The organism is Pseudonocardia sp. MH-G8, from assembly GCF_002262885.1.
GTDB lineage: Bacteria > Actinomycetota > Actinomycetes > Mycobacteriales > Pseudonocardiaceae > Pseudonocardia.
Window position 1 is genome coordinate 32835 of sequence record NZ_NKYF01000030.1, and the last position, 21056, is coordinate 53890.

At 72.7% G+C, this 21056-nt stretch carries 15 protein-coding genes; 8 read left to right on the forward strand and 7 right to left on the reverse strand.

All coding sequences use genetic code 11. The annotated features are described in order from the left end of the window. The first annotated feature begins 157 nt into the window (after window positions 1-157). Together CFP66_RS39215 and CFP66_RS39220 are read left to right on the forward strand one after the other, a co-directional pair. The gene (locus CFP66_RS39215; protein WP_094930439.1) at window positions 158-1165 is read left to right on the forward strand and encodes a D-cysteine desulfhydrase; all 1008 of its coding nucleotides are present in this window, start codon (window positions 158-160) and stop codon (window positions 1163-1165) included. Beyond that, window positions 1162-1878: an aspartate/glutamate racemase family protein gene (locus CFP66_RS39220; protein ID WP_233160074.1), complete on the forward strand. Its 717-nt coding sequence runs from the start codon at window positions 1162-1164 to the stop codon at window positions 1876-1878. The genes CFP66_RS39215 and CFP66_RS39220 overlap by 4 nt, the downstream gene beginning before the upstream one ends. Here CFP66_RS39220 and CFP66_RS39225 read toward each other — a convergent pair. Then, window positions 1850-2788, reverse strand: a complete 939-nt coding sequence (locus CFP66_RS39225; RefSeq protein WP_158228393.1) for a LysR family transcriptional regulator — start codon at window positions 2786-2788, stop codon at window positions 1850-1852. The two genes, CFP66_RS39220 and CFP66_RS39225, sit on opposite strands and share 29 nt — an antisense overlap. A 118-nt stretch (window positions 2789-2906) precedes the next feature. On the opposite strand from CFP66_RS39225, the gene CFP66_RS39230 reads away from it, so the two are divergent. Together CFP66_RS39230 and CFP66_RS39235 are read left to right on the forward strand one after the other, a co-directional pair. Next, window positions 2907-4517 (forward strand): AMP-binding protein, encoded by a 1611-nt coding sequence (locus tag CFP66_RS39230; RefSeq protein WP_094930441.1) that lies wholly within the window; start codon window positions 2907-2909, stop codon window positions 4515-4517. A 36-nt stretch (window positions 4518-4553) separates the two neighbouring features. After that, window positions 4554-5363 carry a PaaX family transcriptional regulator C-terminal domain-containing protein gene (locus CFP66_RS39235; RefSeq protein WP_094930442.1) on the forward strand — a complete coding sequence of 270 codons (810 nt, stop codon included), beginning with the start codon at window positions 4554-4556 and terminating at the stop codon, window positions 5361-5363. A 307-nt stretch (window positions 5364-5670) separates the two neighbouring features. Here the strand turns inward: CFP66_RS39235 and CFP66_RS39240 are convergent, their stop codons facing one another. Genes CFP66_RS39240 through CFP66_RS39260 form a run of 5 tightly spaced genes read right to left on the reverse strand, consistent with a single transcriptional unit; the run spans window position 5671 to window position 9968 of the window. After that, window positions 5671-6069, reverse strand: coding sequence for a RidA family protein (locus CFP66_RS39240; RefSeq protein ID WP_094930443.1), 399 nt, complete (start codon window positions 6067-6069; stop codon window positions 5671-5673). Further along, a complete protein-coding gene (locus CFP66_RS39245) occupies window positions 6066-6821 on the reverse strand; it encodes an SDR family NAD(P)-dependent oxidoreductase (protein WP_094930444.1) in 756 nt (251 codons plus the stop codon). Before CFP66_RS39245 ends, CFP66_RS39240 begins: the two co-directional genes overlap by 4 nt. Then, on the reverse strand, window positions 6818-7987 hold the full coding sequence (locus CFP66_RS39250) for an acyl-CoA dehydrogenase family protein (RefSeq protein ID WP_094930445.1): 1170 nt from the start codon (window positions 7985-7987) through the stop codon (window positions 6818-6820). The genes CFP66_RS39245 and CFP66_RS39250 overlap by 4 nt, the downstream gene beginning before the upstream one ends. A 2-nt stretch (window positions 7988-7989) precedes the next feature. Further along, window positions 7990-8817, reverse strand: coding sequence for an enoyl-CoA hydratase family protein (locus tag CFP66_RS39255; RefSeq protein ID WP_094930446.1), 828 nt, complete (start codon window positions 8815-8817; stop codon window positions 7990-7992). After that, window positions 8814-9968, reverse strand: coding sequence for an acyl-CoA dehydrogenase family protein (locus CFP66_RS39260; RefSeq protein WP_094930508.1), 1155 nt, complete (start codon window positions 9966-9968; stop codon window positions 8814-8816). Before CFP66_RS39260 ends, CFP66_RS39255 begins: the two co-directional genes overlap by 4 nt. Before the next feature lie 58 nt (window positions 9969-10026). On the opposite strand from CFP66_RS39260, the gene CFP66_RS39265 reads away from it, so the two are divergent. The 3 genes from CFP66_RS39265 (at window position 10027) to CFP66_RS39275 (ending at window position 13983) form a co-directional block, all read left to right on the forward strand. Then, a complete protein-coding gene (locus CFP66_RS39265; protein WP_094930447.1) occupies window positions 10027-12390 on the forward strand; it encodes a bifunctional salicylyl-CoA 5-hydroxylase/oxidoreductase in 2364 nt (787 codons plus the stop codon). 24 nt (window positions 12391-12414) lie between these two features. After that, window positions 12415-12984, forward strand: coding sequence for a TOPRIM nucleotidyl transferase/hydrolase domain-containing protein (locus tag CFP66_RS39270; RefSeq protein ID WP_094930448.1), 570 nt, complete (start codon window positions 12415-12417; stop codon window positions 12982-12984). A 96-nt stretch (window positions 12985-13080) separates the two neighbouring features. Further along, window positions 13081-13983, forward strand: coding sequence for a hypothetical protein (locus CFP66_RS39275; protein WP_094930449.1), 903 nt, complete (start codon window positions 13081-13083; stop codon window positions 13981-13983). Window positions 13984-13992: 9 nt separating this feature from the next. Here the strand turns inward: CFP66_RS39275 and CFP66_RS39280 are convergent, their stop codons facing one another. Beyond that, window positions 13993-15213, reverse strand: a complete 1221-nt coding sequence (locus CFP66_RS39280; RefSeq protein ID WP_233160076.1) for an SLC13 family permease — start codon at window positions 15211-15213, stop codon at window positions 13993-13995. Window positions 15214-15337: 124 nt separating this feature from the next. Between CFP66_RS39280 and CFP66_RS39285 the strand changes: the two genes are divergently transcribed. Continuing rightward, window positions 15338-21049, forward strand: a complete 5712-nt coding sequence (locus tag CFP66_RS39285; RefSeq protein ID WP_094930451.1) for a TIR domain-containing protein — start codon at window positions 15338-15340, stop codon at window positions 21047-21049. Window positions 21050-21056 lie beyond the last annotated feature (7 nt).

A 21056-nucleotide genomic window follows, 5' to 3' on the forward strand; every position in this document is an offset into this window, starting at 1 on the left:
CGTTGGTGGGTGGGTTGCAGGTTGTTGCCCTGCAACCCGCGACGGAAGCGCCGATGCGTCATGCGCATACGCCCTGCCAGAAGGGCATTGGACAGCGGTTGCGGGCGGTGCTCGACTGGCACGAGCAGGTCCGCCGACGACACCGAGGTGATGGCTCATGGTCCAGACCGCACGGTTCGCCCGTTTCGCGTTGGGGCACTTTCCGACCGCACTGGAACCGATGGACAACCTGACCGCCCACCTTCGCAGCCGCCACCCGCACGTACCCCGGCTGTGGGTCAAACGCGACGACTGCACGGGCCTGGCGACGGGCGGCAACAAGACTCGGAAGCTGGAGTTCCTGGTGGGCGAGGCGATCCGGCAGCAGGCCGACGTGCTGATCACCCAGGGCGCCACCCAGTCGAACCACGCTCGCCAGACGGCCGCCGCGGCGGCGCGGGCCGGGATGGAGTGCAAGCTGCTCCTCGAGCAGCGCCAGGTCCGCGACGAGGAGTACGAGTTCTCCGGCAACGTGCTGCTGGATGATCTGCTCGGCGCCGAGATCGCGGAGCGGCTGCCGGCGGGCACCGACATGCAGGACAGGATGGAGCAGCTGGCCGATACCCTGCGCGCGCAGGGCAAACGCCCGTACGTGATCCCGGGCGGGGGATCGAACCCGGTGGGCGCCGTGGGATACGTCGAATGCGCCGTCGAGCTCGAATCCTCCCCTGTGGCCGTCGACTGGGTGGTGCACGGAACCGGCAGCGCGGGGACCCAGGCGGGGCTCGTCGCGGGCCTGCAGGCGATGCGCAGCCCCACCAGGGTGCTGGGGGTCAGCGTCCGCCAGGAGGAGCAGGCCCAGATCGATTCGGTGTTCGGCCTGGCCGAGCGGACCGCGAAGCTGATCGGGGCCGACGGCGCCGTCGGCCGCGAGCACGTGCTGGTCGACGACCGCTGGGTCGGCGGCGGGTACGGCGTACCGACCCAGGAGATGATCGACGCGATACGCCTCGTCGCGTCCCTCGAAGGCATCCTGCTCGACCCGGTGTACTCGGGTAAGGGCTTCGCCGGCCTGCTCGGCACCATCGCCGACGGCCGGTTCGCCGCCTCGGAGAACGTGGTCTTCCTGCACACCGGGGGCTCCGCGGGCCTCTTCGGCTACCGCGGCGCCTTCGCGCGGTCGTGAGCGACGACGCCCGGCACGACCACCTCGTCGGTGTCCTGGGCGGGATGGGGCCGGCTGCGACGGCGGCGTTCTACGCCAAGCTCGTCCGGCGGACCCCGGCGACCCGCGATCAGGACCACCTGCGCGTCGCCGTCTGGGCGGATCCGACCGTTCCCGACCGGGTGGCAGCCGCGGTCAACGGCAGCGACGAACCGTACCCGGCGATGCTCCACGGCGCGCTCCGACTGCGCGACATCGGCGCCACCGAGGTCGTGATCCCCTGCCACACCGCGCACGTCTTCCTCCCGAGGCTGGCGGCGGACACCGGTCTGCGGTTCCTCGACATGGTCCACGAGACGATCCGGGAGCTCGCCCGTCGCCGTCCGGCCGGTGGCGTCGGCCTGCTCGGCACCCGCGGGACGATCGTCAGCGGCCTGTACCAGGCCGGCTGCCGGGAGGCCCGGCTCGACGTCGTCGAGCCGGACGACGCGGCGCAGGCACATCTGGACGTCGCGATCGCGCTGGTCAAACAGGGCGAAGTCGAGGCCGCCGGTCAGCAACTCCAGCGCGCGCTGGACGCGCTGGTCGAGCGCGATGCGTCGCCGGTCGTCCTCGCCTGCACCGAGCTCCCGCTCGCGGTGCCGTACCTGCCGGCACCCGGGCGGGTCGAGCTCATCGACCCGACCGACCTGCTCGCCGACGCGATCATCCGGGAGTGTCTCGTGGGGACGTGACGGCGCCCCTGCGCACCGCGGCCCGCTCGGCCGCACTGCACCAGACCGCCGCCGCGTGCCGCGGGATCCGCTCCCGACGCATCCGGTAGAGGCGGATCTCGAGGCGGGCCGACAGCGTCGGGTCGCCGATCCGCCGGAGCCCGCCACCGGCGATGCCCGCGGCCGCCAGGAGCTCGGGCAACCACCCGACCCCGACGCCGGCACGCACGAAGGCGGCGAGGGCGGAGGTGAGGTCACTCTGGACCACGGGAGACAGGAACAGCTCCCGCCCCTGGAGGAGCCGATCGGTCACCCGGCCCAGGAACGCGCCGGGGCCGTGCACCACCGTCGGCACGGGGCTGCTCCGGGTGCCGGGCAGGGCGAAGGCGGCGCGTCTGCCGACCGTCGCGGAGAACGGCGCGAGCTGGTCGGTGGCCACCACGAGCCATTCGACGTCGCTCTGCGGCAGGCCGGGTGGGCTGGCCGGGTCCGCATAGGCCAGAAGCAGGTCGCATCCGCCGTGCAGCAACGAGTCGTAGGCGTCGAGGGTGTTGGACGGCAACAGTTCGCAGGGGATCGTCCGCTCGTCCGCGCAGCGCGCCCACCACCCGGTGAAGAAGCTGGTCGCCAGGCTGTGCGTGACGGCGACGCGCACGGCATCGGCAGGAGACCGCTGCCGGCCCCGGATCTCGTCGCGGACCGCGGTGAGCCCGGCCACGGTCTGCACAGCACCGGCGCGCACCGTGACGCCCGCGGGGGTGAGCGTGACCGGGAACCGCGAGCGGTCCACCAGGTCCTCGCCGAACCACAGCTCCAGTGCCCGGATGCGCCTGCTGAACGCCGGCTGGCTGATGTGCTGCGCCTCGGCCGCCCGGGTGAAGCTGCCGTGCTCGACGAGCGCCAGGAAGCTCTCGAGCCAGGCGATGTCCACGGCGGCCGACACTAGCGCGGTGCCACCACCCCTGACGGCGCCACGACATCTATAGCGCAGCATTGACTCTCGTCAGAAGAGCGCAATACAGTCGATGCACACCGCGAAGGAGTTGGCCATGACCTTGTCACCGACGGCTCATGTCGACACCACGTGCCGGGAGAGCCTGCCGCCGGAGAGCAGCTGGCCCGAGTTCCTCTTCGAGCTTCCGCAGGTGCACTACCCCGACCGCCTCAACTGCGCCACCGCCCTGCTCGACGACGTGATCGCCGAACACGGGGCGGACCGGCCCTGCCTGCTCGAACCCGCAGGCGACACCTGGAGCTACGGCCGCCTGCAGGCCACGGCCAACCGCATCGCGCACCTCCTCGTCCACCGGCTCGGCGTCGTGCCCGGCAACCGCGTGCTCCTGCGCGGTCCGAACAACCCCTGGCTCGTGGCCTGCTGGTTCGGCGCGCTGAAGGCAGGGGCGGTGGTCGTGACGACGATGCCGATGCTGCGCGCCCGGGAGCTGCGCGACATCCGGGAGATCGCGACCGTCGACCTCGTCCTGTGCGACCACAGGTTCACCGCCGACCTGTCCGGCGACGGGCTCGCGGGCCTCACCACCATCACCTACGGCGGCACCGGCGCCGACGACCTCGGTGCCCGGATCGCCGAGCTCCCGGACGAGTTCGACGACGTGGCAACCGCGGCCGACGACGTCGCCCTCCTGGCCTTCACCTCGGGAACGACCGGGCGCCCGAAGGCGACGATGCACTTCCACCGCGACGTCCTCGCGATCGCCGACACCTTCTCGGCGCACGTGGTGAAGCCGCGGGCCGACGACGTCTTCACCGGCACACCGCCGCTCGGCTTCACGTTCGGACTCGGGGGGATCCTCGTGTTCCCGCTGCGGGTGGGCGCATCCACCCTGCTGATCGAGCGCGCCACCCCCGCCGAACTCGCGGAGCACATCGACCGCCACCGGGTCACGGTGTGCGTCACCGCCCCGACCGCCTACCGGGCGATGATCACTCACGGGCACGCCGGGCTGCTCTCCTCCCTGCGCCGCGCCGTCTCGGCCGGGGAGCACCTGAGCGAGTCCACGTGGCACGCCTTCCGCGAGGCCACGGGCGTGCGCCTGATCGACGGCATCGGGTCCACCGAGATGCTGCACGTGTTCATCTCGGCCGCGGACGACGACATCCGCCCGGGAGCCACCGGTCGCGCCGTACCGGGCTACCGGGCGCGGATCGTCGACGATGCCGGTGAGCCGGTGCCCGACGGCACGCCGGGACGGCTGGCGGTGAAGGGCCCCACCGGGTGCCGCTACCTCGCCGACGACCGGCAGAAGGTCTACGTCGAGAACGGCTGGAACATCACCGGCGACACCTTCACCCGCGACGCCGACGGCTACTTCTGGTACCACGCCCGCAACGACGACATGATCGTCTCGTCCGGCTACAACATCGCCGGCCCGGAGGTCGAGGAAGCCGTCATGACCCACCCGGGTGTGCTCGAGTGCGCCGTGGTCGGCACACCGGACGAGGCACGCGGGTCCGTCGTCACCGCCTTCGTCTGCGTCCGCGAGGGCGTCGTGGCGGACGCCGCGCTCGCCGTCGAGATCCAGCAGCACGTCAAGGCCACCATCGCGCCCTACAAGTACCCCCGCCTGGTGCGCTTCGTCGACTCGCTTCCGCGGACGCCCACGGGCAAGCTCCAGCGGTTCCGCCTGCGGTCGTCGTGAGGCTCGCCCCTCCGGCCCGCACCTAGGGTTGCGGCCATGGCAGAGATCGCCCCGCGCCGGCTCATCCTCACGCTGTACGGCCTGTACGCGCGCGATGAGCACAACTGGATGTCGGTGAGCTCGGTGGTGCGCTTGATGGGAGATCTCGGCGTCGACTCCACGAGCGTCCGGTCGTCGGTCTCCCGGCTCAAACGGCGGAACGTCCTCCGGTCCATGAAGTCGGGCTCCGCCGCGGGGTACGCGCTCTCCGACAGCGCTCTCGAGGTGCTGCGCGAAGGCGACGTGCGCATCTTCGACCGCCGGCAGGCCCGTGAGTCGGACGGCTTCGTGCTGGTGGTGTTCTCCATCCCGGAGTCGGAGCGGGAGAAGCGGCACACGCTGCGCACCACGCTGTCCGGGATGGGGTTCGGCACCGCAGCACCGGGCGTGTGGGTGGCTCCCGGACACCTGCGCGAGGAGGTCGGCCGGACGCTCGAGCGGCGCGGGCTCTCCTCCTACGTGGATCTGTTCATGGCGCGCCACGACGGCTTCAGCTCGCTGCGCCGGCAGGTGGCGGGGTGGTGGGACCTCGACAGCATCAACGCCGAGTACGGGGAGTTCCTCGCCCGCTTCTCCGACGCGCAGACCCGCTGGAAGCGCTCCGAGGACGGCACGCGCACCGCGTTCGAGATCTACGTGCCGATGCTCACCGTGTGGCGGCGCCTCCCCTACCTCGACCCCGGCCTGCCGCTCGAGCTCCTGCCGGAAGGGTGGAACGGGGGCCGGGCCGCGGGCCTGTTCAGCGACCTCGACGCACTGCTGCGCACCCCGGCCCGCGAGCACGCGTTGACCACGATCCACTCCTAGAGGCCGTGACCGCGAACGTTCACCGGGGTCGTGCAGCGGCCCGCCCACGCCCCCTACTCCGCGGATGCGCGGCGCAATCCGGGGGCGTGACCGGACATGGGGTGCGCGAGCATGCCGCGACCAGGTGCCGCCGGCACCTCCCTTCTCCGCCCATGCTCCCCGTCGACGGGTGCGAATCAGGGGCGTGGCCGGCCGACTGCGCGGAAGGCCGGGGCCAGGGTGTGAGGCAATGGTCGCGAGCCGGGAACGGCGCGCCGACAGGAGATTCCATGACGACGTAGACGTGAGCAGCGACCGCGGTGTGAATCTAGTCGAGCACGGCGACGCCCTGGACCTCGACGAGCGCCGCGGCGTCCCAGAGCCGGGCGACGCCGATCCCGGCCATGGCCGGGTACTCGGTGCCCACCAGGCGGCGCCAGATCTTCCCGATCTCCCGCACGTTCGCCAGGTAGCCGTCCACGTCGACGATGAAGATCGTGACGGTGGCCAGGTCGTCGCCGGAGCCGCCGGCCTCCGCGAGCGCCTGCATCATGTTGTGCAGAGCCTGCTCGAACTGGGTGACGACGTCGTCGCCGACGATCGTCCCGGTCTTGTCGAGCGCCGTCTGCCCGGCGAGGTAGACGGTGCGGCGCCGGTCGGTGGCGACGGCGTGGCTGAACCCGCGGGGCGCCGCGAGCTGCGGTGGGTTGATGCGCTCGAGAGTCACGACTGCACGGCTCCTCCGTCGACGTTGATGCCCTGTCCGTTGATCGCGCCGTTCTCCACGCAGGCGAGCACGGCGGCCGCGACCTCGTCGGGCCGGATCAGCCGGCGGATCGGCTGGCGCTTCTCGAGCAGCGCACGGGCATCGCCTTCCGGGATGCCCAGCCGGCCGGCCATCGCGGCCACCGTCGTGTCGGTCATCGGGGTGTCGACGTAGCCGGGGCACACCGCGTTGGCGGTGACGCCGCTGCGCGCGACCTCGTCGGCCACGGCGCGGACCAGCCCGAGCGCACCGTGCTTGCTGGCCGCGTAGGCGCTCACCTGCCGCTCGCCGCGCTTGGCGACCACCGAGGCGATCACCACGATGCGTCCGCGGCCGGCCTCCAGCATCGGGGGCAGCGCGCGCCGGATGCAGCGGAACGGCGCGGTCAGGTTCGAGTCGATCATCTGCTGCCACTGCGCGTCAGTGGTCGTCGTGATCGGCGCGGCGAGGGCCGTGCCGGCGCCCGCGACCAGCACCTCCGCCCAGCCCCACTCCCGCTCGACGGTGTCGAACACCGCCTCGACCTGCTCCGGCACCGTGAGATCGGCGTCGACGCACAGCGTCGGGCCCGCGATGCCGGCGGCCGCCGCGTCGAGCTTGTGGCGCTGCCGGCCGACCAGGACGACCCGGTGGCCGGCGGCCGAGAGCCGCTGCGCCGTCGCCAGCCCGACGCCCTGCCCGGCGCCGGTGACGACGGCGACGGCATCCGTCACCGGAACGCCGGGATACCGGTGAGGGCGTTGCCGATGCTCAGCGTGTGCATCTCCTCGGTGCCCTCGTAGGTGGAGACGGTCTCGAGGTTGCTCATGTGCCGCATGACCGTGTGGTCGAGCGTGATGCCCGCGCCGCCGAGCATGCCGCGGGCGGTGCGCGCGACGTCCAGCGCGGCGCGGACGTTCGCGAGCTTGCCGTAGCTCACCTGCGTGGGGGTGATCTCCCCGGCGTCCTTGAGCTGTCCCAGCCGGAGCGCGACGAGCGCGGCGTTGTTGACCGCGATCGTCATGTCGGCGAGCTTGCGCTGCGTGAGCTGGAAGGCGGCCAGCGGCTTGCCGAACTGCTCGCGCTCCATGGTGTAGGCCAGGGCCTCCTCCAGACACGCCCGGCCCGCGCCCACCGCGCCCCAGAGGATCCCGTAGCGGGCCTCGTTGAGGCAGCTCAGCGGCCCCTTCAGACCGCGGACCTCGGGGAATGCCGCCGCGTCGGGCAGCCGCACGTCCTCGAGGACCAGCTCGGCGGTGACCGACGCACGCAGCGAGAGCTTGCGGTGGATCTCGTGGGCGGAGAACCCGGGGGTGTCGGTGGGCACGGCGAACCCGCGGACACCCTCGTCGGTGCGCGCCCAGACGACGGCGAGGTCGGCGAGGGTGCCGTTCGTGATCCACATCTTGCTGCCGTTGAGGACCCAGTCGCTGCCGTCGCGCCGCGCGGAGGTGCGCATCGAGCCGGGGTCGCTGCCCGCATCGGACTCGGTGAGGCCGAAGCAGCCGATCGCCTCGCCCGCCGCCATCCGGGGCAGCCACTCCTTGCGGTGCTCCTCGGTGCCCCAGCGGTGCAGGGCGAACATCGCCAGCGAGCCCTGCACCGACACCAGGCTGCGCAGCCCGGAGTCGATCGCCTCCAGCTCGCGGCAGGCCACGCCGTAGGCGGTGGCGCTGGTGCCGGCGCATCCGTAGCCCTCCAGGTGCATGCCCAGCACCCCGAGCTTGCCGAGGCCGGGCACGATGTCGGCCGGGATCGTGCCGGCCTCGTACCACTCGGCCACCCGGGGGGCGAGCTCGCGCTGCACGTAGTCGCGCACGGTGGCACCGATCGCGCGCTCCTCCTCGGAGAGGAGCGCGTCGACGTTCAGGAAGTCGTGCTGGGTCACTGTCTGGGCCACTTTCACTGTCCCTTCCACACGGGTTTGCGCCCGTCATTGAACGCCGCGTGGAACTCGGCGTGGTCCTCGGTGGTCATGAGCAGCGCCTGCGTCATCGCGTCGAGCTCCATCGCCCCGGACAGCGACATGTCGAGCTCGCGGGTGAGCAGCGACTTCGTCTGCGCGAAGGCGAGGGTCGGGCCCTCGGCCAGCCGCTGCGCGAGGGCGGCCACGGCGTCGTCGAGCTCGCCGTCGGGCGCGAGCTGCGACACCAGGCCGTAGCGGTCGGCGGTGGCGGCGTCGATCGTGTCGCCGAGCATCAGCAGCTGCGTGGCCCGGCCGAACCCGACGACGCGCGGGAGCAGGTAGGCCGCGCCCATGTCGCCGCCGGAGAGCCCGACCTTGGTGAACAGGAACGCGAACCGCCCGGACTCCCCCACGATCCGGAAGTCGGCGGCCAGCGCGATCACCGAGCCGGCTCCCGCCGCGATGCCCTGGATCTTCACGATGATCGGGACCGGGCACTCGCGCATCGCCCGGATGACGTCACCGGTCATCTTCGTGAAGCGCATCAGGTCGGCCGCGCCCATCGTGATCAGCTCGCCGATGATCTCGTTGACGTCGCCCCCGCCGCAGAAGCCGCGGCCCTCGCCCTGGATCACCAGCACCTTGACGCCCTCGTGGTGCGGCAGCTCGGTGAGCAGGTCACGCAGGTCGGAGTAGGACTCGAAGGTGAGCGGGTTGAGCTTCTCGGGACGGTTGAGGGTGACCGTGGCGACCGCCCCCTCGACCGCGAAGTCGAAGTGGCACCACGTCCTGGTCAGGGGCGCCGAGGCGCGGAAGCGGCTCAACTGCTCGTCCTCTCATTCAGGATGTCCCGGGCGATGATCGTGCGCTGCACCTCGGACGCGCCCTCGTAGATCCGGGGCGCGCGTACGTCGCGGTAGAGGTGTTCGAGCAGGTGGCCGCGTTGCAGGGCACGGGCGCCGTGCAACTGCACGCACTGGTCCACGATGCGCTGCGCCGCCTCGGTGGCGAACAGCTTGGCCATCGCCGCGGACCGGGTGACGGCCGAGCGGTCGGCGCCGGCGTCGTAGGCGCTCGCGGCGGCGTAGACCAGCAGGCGGGCGGCCTCCAGGTCGGTGGCCATGCCCGCGATCGCGTGGGCCACGGACTGCTGGGCCGCGAGCGGGCCGCCGTAGGCCTCCCGGCTCTTCACGTGGGTCACCGTAACGTCGAGCGCGGCCTGCGCCATACCCACCGCGAACGCGCCAACGCTGGGCCGGAACAGGTCGAGCGTGCGCATGGCGACGCGGAAGCCGGCGTCGACCTCGCCGAGCACGTCGGCCCGCTCGACGCGCACCCCGTCGAGGACGAGGCGGCCGATCGGGTGCGGCGAGAGCAGGTCGAGGTGCTCACCGGACAACCCCGGGGCGTCGCCCGCGACCGCGAAGGCGGTGACGCCCCGCGCCCCGGCGTCGGACGTGCGCGCGAACACGGTGTAGACGTCCGCGTCCGGAGCGTTGGAGATCCAGAGCTTCTCCCCGTGCAGCCGCCAGCCGTCGCCGTCGGCCTCGGCAGCGAGCGACAGCGCGGCGGCGTCGGATCCGGCGCCCGGTTCGGAGAGGGCGAACGCGGCGACGACATCGCCCGTGACCACCCCCGGGATCCAGCGCTGCGCCGTGGCGGCCGACCCGGACTGCAGGATCGGGTAGCTCCCCAACCCCTGCAGGGCGAGGGCGGTCTCGGCCTCGGGCGACACGGCGGCGATCGTCTCGCGCAGCAGGCACAGCTGCATCGCCGCGGCGTCTCGCGGTGGCTCGTCGGGACGCCCGCCGTAGAGGTCGCGCAGCAGCCCCAGCTCACCCATCGCGGACAGCAGCGGCCGGTTGATCCGGCCCTCCTCGCCCGCCCGCGCGAGCGGGACGAGGCGCTCGGCCGCGACCGCGCGGACGCGGGCGACGTACTCGATCTGATCCTCGCTCAGCGCGAAGCCGCTCATGACCATCACCGTATATCGCCTTGACAACGAGCGTCAACCAAACAATATACTTGGCGCCGTGCGCATCGCAGTCATCGGTGGAGGCCCCGGCGGCCTGTACTTCGCAGCGCTCGCGAAGCAGCTCGACCCGGGCCACGACATCACGGTCTGGGAGCGCAACGCCGCCGACGACACGTTCGGCTTCGGCGTCGTGTTCTCCGACGAGACGCTCGGCGGTATCGAGCACGCCGACCCGGTGGTGCACGCGGCGATGGAGAGGGAGTTCGCGCGCTGGGACGACATCGACGTCCACTTCCGCGGGCAGCGCATCACCAGCGGCGGCCACGGCTTCGCGGCCATGGGCCGCAAGCGCCTGCTCCAGATCCTGCAGGAGCGCTGCCTCGAGCTCGGGGTGGACGTGCGCTTCTCCACCGAGGCGCCCGACGTCGCGCAGCTGCGCCAGGACCACGACCTGGTGGTGGCCTGTGACGGGCTGAACTCGGCGGTGCGCACCAAGTACGCCGATCACTTCCTCCCCACCCTCGACGTCCGCCGGTGCCGCTACATGTGGCTGGGCACCGACACGGTCTTCGAGGCCTTCACCTTCGACATCCGCGAGACCGAGCACGGCGTCATGCAGATGCACGGCTACCCCTTCGACGCGCACGGCAGCACGTTCATCATCGAGATGCACGACGACGTGTGGCGCCGCGCGGGGTTCGGTGCGGGCGAAGCGCTGGACCTGACACCGGGCGAGTCCGACGAGCGGGCGGTCGAGGCCGTGCGCGAGATCTTCGCCGACGTCCTCGACGGCGGGCGCGTGCTGGCGAACAACTCCAAGTGGATCAGCTTCACCACGGTCCGCAACGAACGCTGGTGCCACGACAACCTGGTGCTGCTCGGCGACGCCGCCCACACCGCGCACTTCTCGATCGGCTCCGGCACGAAGCTGGCGATGGAGGACGCGCTGGCCCTGGCGGCATGCCTGCACGAGGTCGGCACCGTTCCCGCCGCGCTGGCCGCCTACGAGGCCGAGCGCAAACCCGTGGTGGCATCGACGCAGCGCGCCGCGCAGGCGAGCCTCGAGTGGTTCGAGAACCTCGGGCAGTACGTCGAGCAGCCGCCGCTGCAGTTCGCCTTCAACATCCTCACCCGCAGCCGCCGCATCACCTACGACAACCTCCGCCTGCGCGACCCGGGGTTCATCGCCGACGTCGACGCGTGGTTCGCCGACGCCACGCGGCAGGCCGGTGGCGACGGGCGGCCCCGACCACCCATGTTCCACCCGTTCCGCCTCGGCGAGCTGGAACTGTGCAACCGCGTGGTCGTCTCGCCGATGGACATGTACGTCGCCGTCGAGGGCGTGCCCACCGACTTCCACCTGGTCCACCTCGGCGGCAAGGCACTGGGCGGCGCAGGCCTCGTCATGACCGAGATGGTGTGCGTGTCGCCGGAGGGACGGATCACGCCCGGCTGCACGGGCCTGTGGAGCGACGCGCAGGCCGCGGCGTGGCGCCGGGTCACCGACTTCGTGCACGCGTCCTCCCGAGCCAAGATCGGGCTCCAGCTCGGTCACTCCGGACCCAAGGGCTCCACCAAGCTGATGTGGGAGGGCATCGACCAGCCGCTCGACTCCGGGAACTGGCCCGTGGTCTCGGCATCGGCGCGGCCCTACCGCGAGGGCGTCAACCAGGTGCCGAAGGCGCTGGACCGGGCCGGCATGGACGCGATCGTCGCCGAGTTCGTCGCCGCCACCGAGCGCGGAGCACGTGCCGGCTTCGACCTCGTCGAACTGCACTGCGCGCACGGGTACCTGCTGTCGGCATTCCTGTCGCCGGTCACCAACCGGCGCACCGACGCCTACGGCGGGCCGATCGAGAACCGGCTGCGGTTCCCGCTGGAGGTCTTCGCCGCAATGCGCGCGGTGTGGCCCGCCGACAAGCCCATGACCGTCCGGATCTCGGCCACCGACTGGGTGGACGGCGGCATCTCCCTCGAGGACACCCTGGAGGTGGCGCGGGCCTTCGAGCGCGCGGGAGCCGCCGCCGTCGACGTGTCGACCGGGCAGGTCACCCCCGACGAGCAGCCGGCCTTCGGCCGCTCGTACCAGACGCCGTTCGCCGACGCCATCCGCAACGTGCTGCACATCCCGACGATCGCCGTGGGCGTCATCTCCTCGGCCGACGACGTGAACACGATCATCCTGTCCGGCCGCGCGGACCTGTGCGCCGTCGGGCGCGCCCACCTCTACGACCCCAACTGGACCCTGCACGCCGCGGTCGACCAGGACTACGACGGGCCGGGCGCACCGTGGCCCGACCCCTGGCGCGCGGGCCGCCGCAAACCCCAGAGCGGACGCACCGACGGGCCGAGACCCCGCCTGGAGCTCATCCGGCGGGCCCAGGCCCCCGACGGGCACCAGCGCTGGCGCCCGGGTCGCTGACGGCGCGCCGGGGAGACCGGGCTCGTGAGCGACGCGCACACGGTGGTCCTGGTCGAGGGGGCCAGTGACAGGTCGGCCCTCGAGGCCTTGGCCCTGCGCCGGGGCCGGAACCTCGCGGCCGAAGGCATCTCCCTCGTGGCGATGGGCGGCGCCACGAACATCGGCGCGCACCTCGCCCGGTGGGGCCCTCCCGGGCGCGACCTGCGATTGGCCGGGCTGTGCGACGTCGGGGAGGAAGGCGGCTTCCGGCGCCACCTCGAACGCGCCGGCCTCGGAGCCGATCTCCAGCGGAGCGGGCTGGAGGCCCTCGGGTTCTTCGTGTGCGTCGCCGACCTGGAGGACGAGCTGATCCGCGCCCTCGGTGCCGCCGCGGTCGAGCGCGTCATCGACGCCGCGGGCGAACTCGGCTCTTTCCGCACGCTCCAGAAACAACCCGCGTGGCGTGCCGGCAGCACCCACGACCAGCTGCGCCGGTTCATGGGATCAGGCAGTGGCCGCAAGATCCGCTACTCGGGCTCGCTCGTCGCGGCGCTCGATCTCGATCGCGTACCCCGGCCGCTGGACATGCTGCTGACCCACCTGGTCCGCGGATAGCCCGGCTCGCTCGGCGGTGTCACGCTGATCACCCGTCCGCGTACGATCCGCGCGCGGCGGATCATGGCGTCGCCACACCCGGGGGGGGGCGGACGGATGCGCCGGTTCGGACACTGGCTGATCGGCAACGCGGACGGCACGCTGGCGCTCTTCATCGCGATCAGCGTCGGGCTGCTCGGCGCCGCGGACGTGCTCGGCTCCGAACAGGTGGATGCCGCGATCCTGCTCACGCTCGCGCTGCTGGCCACCACGCTGCTGCGGGACCGCCAGATCGCAGCGGCCAACCTCGCACGGGCCGAGGCGGTCCGCCTGGTGCAGGCGCCCGAGGCGGAGCGGCTCAACTCCGAGGCGCAACGCGAGGCGAGCGTGTGGATCTTCAAGGGTGGCACCGGCACGCACCTGCGCACGGTCACGCTGCGCGGGTGCGTCACCGCCGCCCGCGAGGCCAACCGGCCGGTCCGGATGCAGATCGAGATCCTCGACCCCACGGACACGCAGCTGTGCCGCCGTTACGCCGAGTACCGCGCGGGGCTGCGCTCGGCAACGGGTGAGTCGGCGGAGGCGTCGCCGGAGGTGATCTCCCGCAACGCCTTCGCGACGATCCTCGCCGTGTGCTGGTACCGGCAGCGGTTCGTCCTGCTCCAGCCGGAGATCGGGCTCTCCCGGGTGATGACCACGTTCCGCTGGGACATCTCACCGACGTTCGCGCTCATGACGCAGGAGGACCGGAACGCCCCGGGGATGTACTTCGACCACACGATGTCGCACTACCGCGCGTACCAGCGCGAGCTGGCCATGAGCTTCGAGCAGTCCCGCCGGCTCGACCTGTCCCGCATCGACGAGCACCGGCTCGCCGACGAGCCGACCCCGGAGCAGGTGCGCCGGCTGTTCGGCGAGCTCCGCGTCGACATCCCGTTGTCGGTCGGCGACAACGACGTCGCCGACATCATCCGGCGGGCCGCCCTCCCCGATACCCGGCGCAGCCGGTTCGGGCGGTGATCAGCCGATTCAGCTGGTGATCAGCAGCGCCAGCACGCTCAGACCCACGGCGACCACCGCGAGGCCGAGCCCGTGCAGGACGAACCGGCGCACGTCGATCCGCAGGTCGTGCACACGGCAGGTCTCCAGGCACAGCAGTGTCGCCAGCGACGCCCACGGCGTGACGAGGGGCCCGGCATTCGTCCCGATGAGCAGGGCCAGGAGCTGGTCGTGGTTCTCGAGCGGCACCGCGGTCTCGCCCGCGGCGTAGGCGGGCAGGTTGTTGATGACGTTGGAGAGCCCCGCACCCGCCGCGGCCGCGCGGAACGCCCCCACCCAGCCGGGGTCCGTCCCGATCAGCGCGGTCATGATGTCGGTGAGCCCGTGCACCGACAGCGTCGGCACGACCAGGAACAGGCCGGTGACGAAGATCAGCAGCTGCCACGGGACCAGGCTCAGCCGCAACGCGCCGCGGTCGAGCACGGCGAACGCCACCACCAGCACCAGCGCGGCGGCGGCCGCGGCGAGACCGATCTGCTCGCCGACGAACGGGATCGCCCCGATGAACAGCAGGCAGGACACCGCCGCCACCCGGAACAGCGCCCGCTGCCGGGGTTCGGCGGGGCGGATCGGTGCCGGCGGCTCGTACCGGTCCACCCCCCGCCGGCCCCGGCGCCAGTAGAGCACCCAGAGGAACGCCATCGTGGCCGCCATCGCCGCGACCTGGGGAGCCCACATGCGCCCGGCGAACTCGAGCGCGTGCAGCGCGACCCGGTCGGCGGCGAGCAGGTTGGTCAGGTTCGAGACCGGCAGGAGCATGCTGGCGGTGTTGGCCAGCCAGATGGTGGTCATCGCGAGCGGGAGCGCGGCGATGCCCGTTCGCGCGGCAAGCGCGAGGAACACCGGCGTGAGCAGGACCGCCGTGGTGTCGAGGTTCAGGAACACCGTCGTGGCCGACGCGAACACGACGCACAGCAGGAAGAGCGCCACGTAGCTCCCGTTGCCGACGATGGCCAGTCGGGCCGCGATGGCGTCGAAGACCTGCGCGCGCTTGGTGAGCGTGGCGAGCACGATCACGCTGGCGAGGAAGAGCAGCAGCGGCGCGATCCGGCGCAGGCTCGCCTCGGCCTCGGCCGCCGGCAGCAACCCGGTGGCGGCGGCGACCAGCCCCGCCACCAGCAGACCGACCCGGATCCAGTCGAGCAGCGACAGCCGCGGCCGGCGCATCGTCATCCGTCGCCGAGTCGTCACCCCCGTATCTTCATCGGCTCCGGTGGCCGCCCCGACACGAGGGTGACCGTCCGTTCGCGGCTTTTCCACGGTCACCTCATCCGTGATACTCGTTCCGATCAACATCGTTGCGGGGAGTGACTGCATGGACACGGCCGATGCCGTCGATTTCTACCTCAGCTACTCCCCCGCCGACGACCGTTGGGCCACCTGGATCGGCTGGGTCCTGACCGATGCGGGGTTCCGCGTCCGGCTGCAGGCATGGGACTTCATGCCCGGCACCAACTTCACCGAGTTCACCGATGCGGGTGTGCGCAACGCGACCGTCGTCGTCGCGGTGATGTCCCGCAACTCCTCCGGCTCGCGGCACGGCAGCGAGTGGCAGGCCACGCTGCGCCACGACCCGCGCAAGCTCATGGTCGTCCGGGTCGAGGACTGCCCGCTCGACGGCCTGCTCGCCCCGATCACGGTCGTCGACCTCGTGGGTCAGCGCGACGACGGGGCGGCCGCCGGACTGGTCGTGCAGGACCTGGGGCGGATGCTGGCGTCGCAGGCGGCGCGCACCCCGCCGCCGTTCCCGGGGCAGCCGGGCGCCGGTGCGCCCGAGCCAGGGCGGCGGGTGCCGGCGACCCCGCCCGAGTTCCCACCGAGCGTGCCGCCCGCGAGCGCCGGCCGCGAGAGCCTGTCGATCCTGCACGTCCCGGGTCCGCGTTTCGGCCGGGGCCCGACCCGCGACGGGAACGCGCCGCGCTCCGCGCTCGAGTTGCAGTACCAGATCTACGGCGACGTCAACCGCCTCGTCGACGCCGGGGTGCCCCCGCCCGACCTCGTCATCGTGTCGGGCGACGTCACCGAGTCCGCGCGGCCGAGCCAGGTCGTGCAGGCACTGGAGTTCCTGCAGGGGCTGCGCGCGCTGCTGCGCCTGGAGCCGGAGCGGCTCGTCGTGGTGCCGGGACGCCGCGACGTCTCGGCCGCGGCCTGCCTCGCGTACTTCAGCGACTGCGAGGCCAACGAACGCGCCCCGGTGGAGCCGTACTTCCCCAAGCTGCGCCAGTTCGCCGCGTTGCTCCAGGGCCTGCACCCCGGCCTCGACGGCCCCGGTTTCGACGAGGCCCAGCCGTGGAGCCTCGTGCCCGTCCCCGAGCTGCGCGTCGTCGTCGCGGCGATGAACTCGACCATGGCGATCACCCACCGCCCGAACGACGGGAGGGGGCTGCTGGGGCAGCGGCAGTCCGGGTGGTTCGCCGAACACGTGCGGCCGTTCGAGCAGGCCGGTTGGCTGCGCATCGGGGTCGTCCACCACGACCCGACGCCGGCAGGTCGCAGCGCCGGTGTCGACCCGCTGCTGCTGCACGACGCCGAGATGTTCGACCGGCTCGTCGGCAGCCGGCTGCACCTGCTCATCCACGGCCCGGCGTTGGGGGGCACCGGCACGGACACGCTCGAATCGGGGCTCCTCACGCTCGGGGCATCGGATGCGGGCGAGGCCGAGCTCGTGCAGCTGACCGCGGCCGGCGTCCGCCGGTTCCCGATCGACGACCCCCTCGCGGGCCGGGAGACACCGCTGGTGGAGCGGCCGTGGGACGGCGCCGCAGCGGCGTTCGGCTCGACGCCCGCGGATCTCGACGACATCCCGGAGCGCGAGCCGGTGCGGGCGAGCGATCCGCAGGGCCTGCTCCTCGAGCGGATCACCGAGGTCTGCGTCGCCCGGGACGACCGCGCCCGGGTCCGGCTCGTCGACGTCGACCCGCCGCACCTGCTCGTCACCCGCCGCGAGGAGGGGTTCACCCCGCAGTGGCGCATCGGTGCCCACGTCGGCGAGGTCACCCGGGACGTCCTCGAGGCGCACTACACGCACTTCACCGAGCCCGGCGCCGAGCTGGTGTACGAGGGCCCCAACCCGCCCCAGGCGCTGCGCGACGACGCGACGCGACGCGGCGTGCGGCTGCGCAGCTTCACCGAGTTCCAGGGGCTGCTGGACCTGTCCGAGTTCATCGCCCGTCAGACGGCGAAGCTGCGCACCGACCGCCGCTACCCGCCCTCGCTCTACGTTCCCCAGCGGTTCACCGACCTCGACCGGCCCGGGAGCGAGGTGCGCGACGACCTGGCAGGCGAGCTCGTCGAGTTGCTGTCGGCCACCGACCACGGCCGGTTCGTCCTGATCCTCGGGGAGTTCGGCCACGGCAAGACGTTCGTGATGCGCGAGGTCGCCCGCCGCCTGGCCGAGACCACACCGACCGTGGTCCCGATCCTCATCGAGCTGCGCACGCTGGACACCGCGAACTCGGTGGACGCCCTGGTGGCCGCCCACCTGGCCAACGAGGGCGAGACGCGGATCGACATCAACGCCTTCCGGTACATGCTGCGCGAGGGCCGGATCGTGCTGCTGTTCGACGGTTTCGACGAGCTCGTGACCCGGATCAGCTACGACCGGGCCGCCGAGCACCTCAGCACGCTCCTGCAGGCGGCGCAGGGCCGCGCCAAGATCGTGGTCGCGAGCCGGACGCAGCACTTCCGCTCCCACGGCCAGGTCGTCACCGTGCTCGGGGAGCAGGTCGAAGCCCTCGCGGGGCGGCGGATCATCGGCATCCAGGACTTCACCCCGGCCCAGATCCGGGCCTACCTGCTCAACCGCTACGACGGCGACGAACGCCGCGCGGACGCCCGGCTGAGGCTGCTGCAGGCCGTGCAGAGCCTGGCCGACCTGGGCCAGAACCCGCGCATGCTCAGCTTCATCGCCGACCTCCCCGACGAGCGGCTGCAGTCCGCGGCGCGCAGCGGCAACGCGATCGGGGCGTCCGCGCTCTACCGGGAGATCATCGATTCCTGGCTGGGCTTCGAGACCGAGCGGATGGCCGACCGGTCCCGGCCGCCCGCGGACGCCGGGCAGCCGGGCCTCACCACCGCCGATCGCAAGCGGGCCGCCACGGCGCTGGCCGTGCGGCTGTGGGAGACGGGGGCGGCGCACCTGGGCCTCACGGACCTCGCGGAGGTGGTCGACACCCTCGCCGACATGGCGCACGTCGAGCTCTCCGGGCCCCAGGTCGTGCACGCGGTCGCGTCCGGGAGCCTGCTCGTGCGCACCGACGACGGGCTCTTCGGGTTCATCCACCGCTCGGTGATGGAGTGGCTGGTGGCCGACGCGATCGCCGACGAGCTGCGGGCGGGCGTCACGCTGCCTGCGCTGCTGCACCGCACCCAGCTGTCGCAGCTGATCGTCGACTTCCTCTGCGAGCTGGCGAACCCCCGGGACTGCCGGGCGTGGGTGGACACGGTGCTGTCGGACCCACGCCCCGGCGACGTGGCCCGGGCGAACGCGCTGCGGATCAGTTCCCGGCTGCGCATCCCGGCCACCGCCGACCTGCGCGGGGCCGCCCTCGCCGGGGAGGACCTGTCCTACCGGGACCTCGACGGGGTGGATCTGACCGGCGCCGACCTGACCGGGGCCCGGCTGGTGGGCGCCGACCTGACCGGGGCGCGGCTCACCGACGCCCGGCTCGTGGGGGCCCGCCTCGACGAGGCCCGCCTCGACGGCGCGGACCTGCGCGGCGCCGACCTCACCAGGGCCCGCCTCACCGGCGTCGACATCACCGGCGCCCAGCTCGCCGGGAGCGTCTGGCAGCGCGCCGCGCTCATCGGTGCCGTCGGCGTGCCGAGCGCGGGCACCCCGGGCACAGGACCCCTGCGCGGGGCCGCGATCGCCCCGGGCCAGCCGGTCGAGGCCGAGCTGGCGCCCGCCGCCGCCGGCGTCCGGCACGGGTTCGACGCCGAACTGGGCCGGCTCCCGCAGGTGCTGGCCTACAGCCCGGACGGTGGAATGCTCGCCATCGGCAGCGACGACGGCGCCACGCTGATCTGCGACACCGCCACCGGGCTGCCGTTGCGCACGCTGCTGGGCCACCGGGACCGGGTGTTCGCCGTGACCTACGGCAGCAACGCGACCCACGGCAACGACGTGCTCGTCACCGGATCGGCCGACGGCACCGTCCGGATCTGGGACGCCGCCACCGCGGCGTGCCGGCACGTCCTGCGCGGGCACGACCGCTGGTCGTGGCCGGTCGTGCTCGACCAGCGGGCCGAGCTGCTCGCCACCGGGGACGCGGCAGGCGTGCTGCGGCTGTGGGACGTCACGACCGGCGAGCTCCGCCACGAGCTCCCCGGCGGGCGCGGTTTCGTCGTCGACCTGAGCTGGTGGGGAACCGTCGTCGCCGCGGTGTACCGGGACGGCAGCGTACGGCTGTGGGACACCTCGAGCGGCGCGGCGCTCGGCGATCTCACCGGTCCCGGCGAGCCGATCCACCGGATCGCGGCCGGCCCCTCCGGCGACCGGCTGGCCACCGGCGGCCGCAGCGGGGACGTGCACACCTGGGACCCGGCGACCGGCCGGGCGGTGGCCACCCTCCCCGGTCACGCCGGTGGCGTCCACGCCATCGGGTTCCACCCGAGCCTGCCCCTGCTCGCCTGCGGTGATGCCACCGGCGGCGTACGCGTCTGGGACCTCGACACCGGCCGCACGCGGCACGTGCTCACCGGCCACACCGAACCCGTGCACGGGCTCGCGTTCTCCCCGTCCGGGGAGCTGCTCGCCACCGGCGACAGCTCCGGGCGGCTCATCATCCGGGACGTCGCGACCGGCCGAACACGGCACACCCTGAGCCACACGGGGGCGATCTGGCCGTTCGCCTTCCGCCCCGACGGCACGCAGCTCGCCGTCAGCGACGACGAGATGACCACGCGCCTCTGGGACCCGGCCACCGGGCACTGCCGGCACGTCGTCGCGGGGCACGGCCGCCAGGTCATGTCGGTGCGCTACGACTCCACCGGCTCGACACTGGCCACGAGCAGCAACGACGGGACCGTCCGGCTGTGGGAGCCCGACACCGGACGCCTGCTCCAGCGGCTGAGGGACTCGGCCGAGCAGTTCGTCAAGCTGGAGACTGCGGTGTTCAGCCCGACCGCGCCCCGGCTCGCCATCGTCAGCAACGACGGCCGGCTCAACCTGTTCGACGTCCCGCAGAGCCGCTTCGAACGGCACATCAAGGTCGAGCCCTCGCCGGTGTGGGCCGTCGCGTTCAGCCCGTCCGGCGACACCCTGGCCACCGCCAACGACGACGACACGGTCCGGCTGTGGGACCGCACGCTGGGCCGCCTCGTCCACACGCTCGCCGACCACGCCGGGCGGGTGCGCTCGATCGCCTACAGCGATGACGGGCGGCTGCTCGCCACCGGCTGCGACGACGGGCTGGTCCGCGTCTGGGACGCGGTGACCGGCAGCCTCCTCCGGACGCTGTCCGGCCACACCGACCGCGTCTACTCCGTCGACTTCTCCGACGGGCGGCTGGCCAGCGCGTCCTGGGACGCCACGGCCCGCGTCTGGGACGTCGCCACCGGTTCGACCCGCCACGTCCTGGAGCGGCACCGCGACCGGCTCTGGGCGGTCGCGTTCAACCACACCGGCACGATGCTCGCCACGGCGGGCGACGACCTGACGATCCGGCTCTGGGACGCGGCGACCGGACGCCTGGAACACACGCTGACCGGGCACACCGGCAGCGTGCAGTCGGTGGCCTTCCACCCGGGCGGCGGGCAGTTGGCGAGCGGCGGCGCCGACGGCACCGTCCGGCTCTGGTCGTCCTCCTCCGGTCCCGACCCCGCGCGGCTGACCCTCCTCGGGCTCCCCGAGGGCTGGGCGGCGTTCACCCCGGACGGCCGCTACAAGTCCGAGGGCGAGGTCGCGAGCCAGTTCTGGCACGTGGTCGGGATGTGCCGCTTCGAGATCGGCGAGCTGGACGCGCACCTCGCCGAAGTCGCCCGCGTCCCGGTCGACGAACCGCTCGGGTGGTCGCGACGGCCATGACCGGCGT

Excerpts from the sequence above, each read along its gene's own strand:
- CFP66_RS39215 (WP_094930439.1), top strand. The coding sequence starts at position 158 with ATGGTCCAGACCGCACGGTTCGCCCGTTTCGCGTTGGGGCACTTTCCG.
- CFP66_RS39285 (WP_094930451.1), top strand. The coding sequence starts at position 15,338 with ATGGACACGGCCGATGCCGTCGATTTCTACCTCAGCTACTCCCCCGCC.
- CFP66_RS39235 (WP_094930442.1), top strand. The coding sequence starts at position 4,554 with ATGGCAGAGATCGCCCCGCGCCGGCTCATCCTCACGCTGTACGGCCTG.
- CFP66_RS39260 (WP_094930508.1), bottom strand. The coding sequence starts at position 9,968 with ATGAGCGGCTTCGCGCTGAGCGAGGATCAGATCGAGTACGTCGCCCGC.
- CFP66_RS39275 (WP_094930449.1), top strand. The coding sequence starts at position 13,081 with ATGCGCCGGTTCGGACACTGGCTGATCGGCAACGCGGACGGCACGCTG.
- CFP66_RS39230 (WP_094930441.1), top strand. The coding sequence starts at position 2,907 with ATGACCTTGTCACCGACGGCTCATGTCGACACCACGTGCCGGGAGAGC.